Here is a 5,380-nt window from a genome sequence, read left to right on the forward strand (position 1 = left end):
TGAAACATTTGGTTGGCTTTATTTACAAACTGCTGCCTACAGCTTATCAAAAAACCAAGAAATAATTATTAAAGATATAGTTATTACTCATGGAGTTGAACAATTTGATGGGATGCTAATTACTCGTTTAAAAAAAGATGATAATTTAGCTGATGCAATTCTTCGTTTATCTCAAGCAATAATTAGAGTTGCTGATACTAACACCAAACTAAAAGTACCAAGTTTTGAGCCTATTACTGAAGAAGTAACAGAGTTTTTAAATAAGAAGAAGTTAAATGTTGAAAGAAACAAAAAATTTACGGGAATGTCTGGAACAGCTAGAAGTGTAGATTTTTGTGCACATCGTCCTCATGGTACTACTTTAATTAATACACTTAGTACACCTGCTCTCCGAACGGCGAGGATGAGAGTAGATAAAGTTTTTACTACCTGGTCGGAGATTAGCTATTTAAAGGAAAGTAAATATAACTTTATTTCATTAATTGACGATAGTAAAAATTTGTGGAATGAAAATAATATCACTTTGTTAAATCGTGTATCTAATGTAGTGAAGTGGTCTAATAGGGATGATCTTCAAAAGTTTCTTGAATAAAAATAAAAATCTTCCAGTCGGCTTCAGCCGACTTTTGCTATTAGACTGGGAATTAATTCCCAGGCTACCGAAATTTAGTTTTATCAAGTACCAAACCTCAACGGGGAAAATTTTTGTCATCATTGACTGAAATCTGCCAAATTTTAATTAAATTATCTTCACCAGCACTAACTAAAAACTTCCCGTCAGCACTAAAAGCAAGGGAGGTGACAGCATTACTATGTCCTGTCAATGTCAGCATTTCCTCTCCTGTAGTTACGTTCCAGAGTTTAATGGTGTGATAGATTTGTTCTTCAGAAATATTTCGTCCAGCACTTGCTAAAATTTTACCATCGGGACTAAAAGCAATAGTATTCACACTATTATCTCCTACCATAAGAGTCCGAATTTCTTTCAAGGTTTGCAGATTCCATAATTTAATTGTGCGGTCGCGGCTGGAACTTGCTAAAATTTTACCGTTAGGACTAAAAGCCACAGCTATAACTGTTTGTGAACTGGTAGCTAAATTCAGAATTGGTTTTTCTTGATTAAGATTCCATAATTTAATCGTTTTATCAAAACTAACACTTGCTAAGGTAACACCATCAGGACTAATATCTACAGAACGCACCCAATTTTTATGACCAATTAAAGTGCGAATTAGCTTACCTGTGATTAAATTCCAAACTTTGATAGTTTTATCATCACTAGCACTAACTAGAATTTTACCATTACTACTAATAGCTAAACTATGAATCGCATCAGTATGACTCTTTAAGGTATGAATTAATTGATTTGTTTGTAAATTCCAAATCTTAATAGTTTTATCATCACCAGCACTAACTAAAGTTTTACCATTAGGAGTGATAGCTACTGCATTGACATTTTGGGAATGTCCCTGAAGACTGGCAATTTCTTTACCTGTAATGATATCCCATAATTTAATATTATGACATAGACTATTATTACTTTTTTCGCAATCACCACCACTGATAATTAGTTTGTCATTTGGACTCATAACTACTGACAAAACTTTGCTTTTATGTCCAGAGAAAGTATTGACTAAAGACAATTTTTTTTCTGATGTTGCAAATGTGGGTGGACTATTGCGAGGTTGACTCCAACTAAATGAAAAGTTGGTTTTTAATTTGCGAAATTCTCGATAACCAGATCCTACTAGTGCGAAAGAGACAACTATCCCAAAAATGAAAATTAAATTTCTGACCCAAGTATATTTTGATGAGTGTGGTTGAGAATTTTTTCTAGGTGATTTTATGATTTTATGATTTGCTGCTGGCAGAATATGAGTATGTTTTTTCATCAAATCTCTAATTACTTCATCAGCAGATTGATAGCGACTATCTATTTCTTTTTGAAGCAATTTATCTATAATTTCTGATAATTCTGAACTCAAAGGAAAGCATAAATACTGCTGCCAATTTCCTACCCAAGCATAACCATATTCCATCCATAATTGAAAAGGAGAAATTCCTGTTAATAGGTGAAAACAAGTAGCACCTAAACTAAATAAATCACTTGCAGGATAGGCTTTTCCATCTCTAATTTGTTCAATGGGAGAATAACCATGTGAACCAATAGAAGTACCATTTTTTCGCTGTACCTGTGCGGTTAATTGTTTGGAAGAACCAAAATCAATGAGTGTTAATCTCCCATCAGTTTTTCGACGAATAATATTTTCTGGTTTAATATCACGGTGAATTACCCCATGTTGATGAACAAATTTGATAATTGGTAATAAATCTAATAATATAGATTGAATATCCCAATCTTTATAAATTTTCCGAGACTTTAATTCATTAAATAGATTCTGACCATCAATAAATTGTTGTACTAAATACAAACATTTATCTTGTTCAAAGTAAGCTATTAAAGTGGGGATTTGGGGATGTTGTCCTAATTCTTGAAGTCGCTTTGCTTCTTCTAAAAATAGTTGAGTTGCTTTTTTTTGTGACCAAGTACCTTGGAATTTTGGTGCTAGTTGTTTAATTACACATAATTCATTTAATTTATCAATATCTTCTGATATATAAGTTCTGCCAAATCCGCCTTCGTCAGAAAGAACACGGATGACACGAAACCGATTTCTCAAAAGTGACACTAACGGAGTGTGACAAGTTTGACAAAGTTGATGATGATCTGGATTTTGCGGATTTGAACAATCGGGATTTAGACAGCAGATCATGATCTATATGGTGCATCTGCATGATAAAATATATAGATAAACCTAGATTTAACTACGGCAATTAGTAATTATATTTAACCTGGAACTTCACAAGCATAGAAGATATATTATTGCCAGTTATTTTGATGATATCTTATAGGAAATGGAAAATAACGGCATTTTGCCATTATTATAGTGATGTATATTTTGGTGAAAATTAAATTTATATTTTAGGTAAAAATAATTATTTCTTTATTTGGGTTTTCTAATTCAGATGATTTATTAATCTGTATTTTGGGTTACAGATATGTAAAATTGTGATGAGAATTTACAAAGTTTTATATAGCTTCTCAATAAAAATGTACAAAAAATAAACAAAATCTATTGCTTTGTCACAACGGGTTATAAAGCATATTTTATCTGATTACTGTTTCGGATATTGCGTTTAGAGGATATAGAATATATGATATGGATATCAAATATATATTCATTATGAAGAATATTACTGAGCAAAACCCTCCTTTAGAGTCAGTTATGGCTCAAGAACCGGAAAAATCATCTATCAAGCATCTTGAAAATATGCTCCAGCTTAAAGGCTCTCGACCAAAATTAGTAGGAGTAGACGGTCAAGAAATTCCCATTCCCGAATCGGTTTGTCAGATTTTACATCAAGCTGTTCATGCACTGGCATTAGGTAAAGTAATATCTGTAGTTATTCAGGATAGAGAACTAACCACACAAAAAGCCGCAGACATTCTCAAAGTTTCCCGTCCTTACCTGATTAAGTTATTAGACCAGGGTGAAATTCCTTGTATTAGGGTAGGAACACATCGCCGTGTCCGTTTTGATGATTTGATGAAATATAAAGAACAACGTGATATAAACCGGATAAAATGCCTACAGGAACTTATTGAAGTAACTGAAGAAGCGGGACTATATGATTATGAGGAATAAGTAAAACACTTAAATTGCGATGCCTAATGTTATCTTAGATGCCTGTGTTTTGTTTCCAATGTATTTACGAGATACTTTGCTTTCTACTGCTGAGGCTAGTTTGTATGTACCCTACTGGTCACAAAAAATTCTAGATGAAGCAATTGGAAACCTGATAAATAAAGGATATGTATCTGCTGAGGGAGCTAGAAAGTTAGAGGAAGTTATAAAAATGGCTTTTCCAGAGGCTATGGTTGAAGTACCGAAAGAACTGGAGTCTGTGATGACAAATCATCCTAAAGATCGTCATGTTCTCGCTGCTGCTGTAGTTACTAAAGCAGAAATTGTCGTTACCAAAAATCTTAAAGATTTTCAGGAACAAGATTTAAAGCCTTGGAATATAAAATCACAGTCACCAGATGATTTTCTCGGTGATATATTTGAAGAATACCCTCAGATAATGGTTCAAGTTTTACTCACACAATCTCAAAAATATAAAAGAACTCCTTTAACTTTCATTCAATTACTAGATAAACTGAGTAACCAAATACCAGGATTTGTTAAAAAAATCCATACTTTTATGACCTAAAGTTAACCACAAAATGTTAAATCTAGTAACGTTGAATAGTGGAAAACCAACGTGAAAGCACAAGTATTTAGAGGCGTAAATCAATTATCCTACGAAGAAGTTCCAGTTCCAACACTAGAAGCAGATGAGGTGTTGGTACAGGTGCAGGTTGTAGGTTTGTGCCAGTCAGATATTAAAAAGATTCGTTATCCTTTGTATGAACCGCCACGGATATTTGGACATGAAACCGCTGGAACTATTGCGGCTGTTGGTTCACAGGTGCAAGGGTGGCAAGTAGGACAACGGGTAGCGGTGATGCACCATATACCATGTATGCGTTGCGCTTACTGCTTGAATGATAATTTTTCCATGTGCGATGTTTATAAAAATATCTCGACTACCGCAGGTTTTAACCCTAGTGGAGGCGGTTTTGCAGAGTATGTGAAAGTTCCAGGACATATTGTGGAGAATGGTGGCTTAATTCCCATTCCTGATGATATCAGTTTTGAAGAGGCGAGTTTTGTTGAACCCACTAATTGCTGTTTAAAAGCAGTGAAAAAAGCTCAAATTGCACCGGGACAAACTGTATTAGTAACTGGGGCAGGTCCCATTGGGTTAATGTTTATGATGTTGGTGAAGTATTTTGGCGGGAGGGCGATCGCTACTGACCTCTTACCATCTAGAATTGAAAAGGCTCTAGAAGTAGGAGCAGAAGCAGCTTTTGATGCCCGTGATCCTGATTTACCTACCAAAATTCAAGCTTTAACTGGAGGAATGGGTGTAGATGTCACCTTGTTAGCTGTTCCCAGTGATAAAGCATTTTTTCAAGCTTTAGACTGTACTCGCAAGGGTGGAAAAATTCTCTTCTTTGCAGAGTTCCCAGACGAGTTAACCATTCCCATTAACCCCAATACTCTCTACCGTCGGGAAATAGACTTAATGGGCAGTTATAGCTCATCCTATCGCCTGCAAAGCCTTTCTGCGGACATCGTATTCAATCGCCGCATTGACGTGAAAGCCTTAATTAGCGATCGCTATCCCCTCCAAAATTTATCACAAGCCGTAGACCAAGCGATCGCCCCGACGGCGGAAACTTATAAGATTTTGATTTATCCATAGTGGGGGA

5 protein-coding genes are annotated in these 5,380 nt (G+C 35.0%); 4 read left to right on the forward strand and 1 reads right to left on the reverse strand.

Annotated features, from left to right (window positions below; all coding sequences use genetic code 11):
* On the forward strand, positions 1-592 hold a 592-nt coding region (locus tag FJR37_RS14715), incomplete at its 5' end, for a DUF1828 domain-containing protein (RefSeq protein WP_168466360.1).
* A 97-nt stretch (positions 593-689) separates the two neighbouring features.
* Here the strand turns inward: FJR37_RS14715 and FJR37_RS14720 are convergent.
* On the reverse strand, positions 690-2,774 hold the full coding sequence (locus FJR37_RS14720) for a serine/threonine-protein kinase (protein ID WP_168466361.1): 2,085 nt from the start codon (positions 2,772-2,774) through the stop codon (positions 690-692).
* A 471-nt stretch (positions 2,775-3,245) separates the two neighbouring features.
* Here FJR37_RS14720 and FJR37_RS14725 point away from each other — a divergent pair, with 471 nt between their 5' ends.
* From FJR37_RS14725 to FJR37_RS14735, 3 genes are read left to right on the forward strand one after another with little or no spacing between them, the layout of a single operon-like run.
* Entirely contained in the window at positions 3,246-3,707 is a 462-nt protein-coding gene (locus tag FJR37_RS14725; protein WP_039203862.1) for a helix-turn-helix domain-containing protein, read from the forward strand.
* Positions 3,708-3,726: 19 nt separating this feature from the next.
* Positions 3,727-4,275, forward strand: a complete 549-nt coding sequence (locus FJR37_RS14730) for a PIN domain-containing protein (protein WP_072033658.1) — start codon at positions 3,727-3,729, stop codon at positions 4,273-4,275.
* Positions 4,276-4,326: 51 nt separating this feature from the next.
* Complete coding sequence (locus FJR37_RS14735; RefSeq protein ID WP_168466362.1) at positions 4,327-5,373, forward strand: zinc-dependent dehydrogenase; 1,047 nt, start codon at positions 4,327-4,329, stop codon at positions 5,371-5,373.
* The last annotated feature ends 7 nt before the right edge of the window (positions 5,374-5,380 follow it).

This window comes from Aphanizomenon sp. UHCC 0183, from assembly GCF_009712065.1.
GTDB classification, from domain to species: domain Bacteria; phylum Cyanobacteriota; class Cyanobacteriia; order Cyanobacteriales; family Nostocaceae; genus Dolichospermum; species Dolichospermum heterosporum.

Coding starts and splice junctions, on each gene's coding strand:
- FJR37_RS14730 (WP_072033658.1), top strand. CDS start 3,727: ATGCCTAATGTTATCTTAGATGCCTGTGTTTTGTTTCCAATGTATTTA.
- FJR37_RS14720 (WP_168466361.1), bottom strand. CDS start 2,774: ATGATCTGCTGTCTAAATCCCGATTGTTCAAATCCGCAAAATCCAGAT.
- FJR37_RS14725 (WP_039203862.1), top strand. CDS start 3,246: ATGAAGAATATTACTGAGCAAAACCCTCCTTTAGAGTCAGTTATGGCT.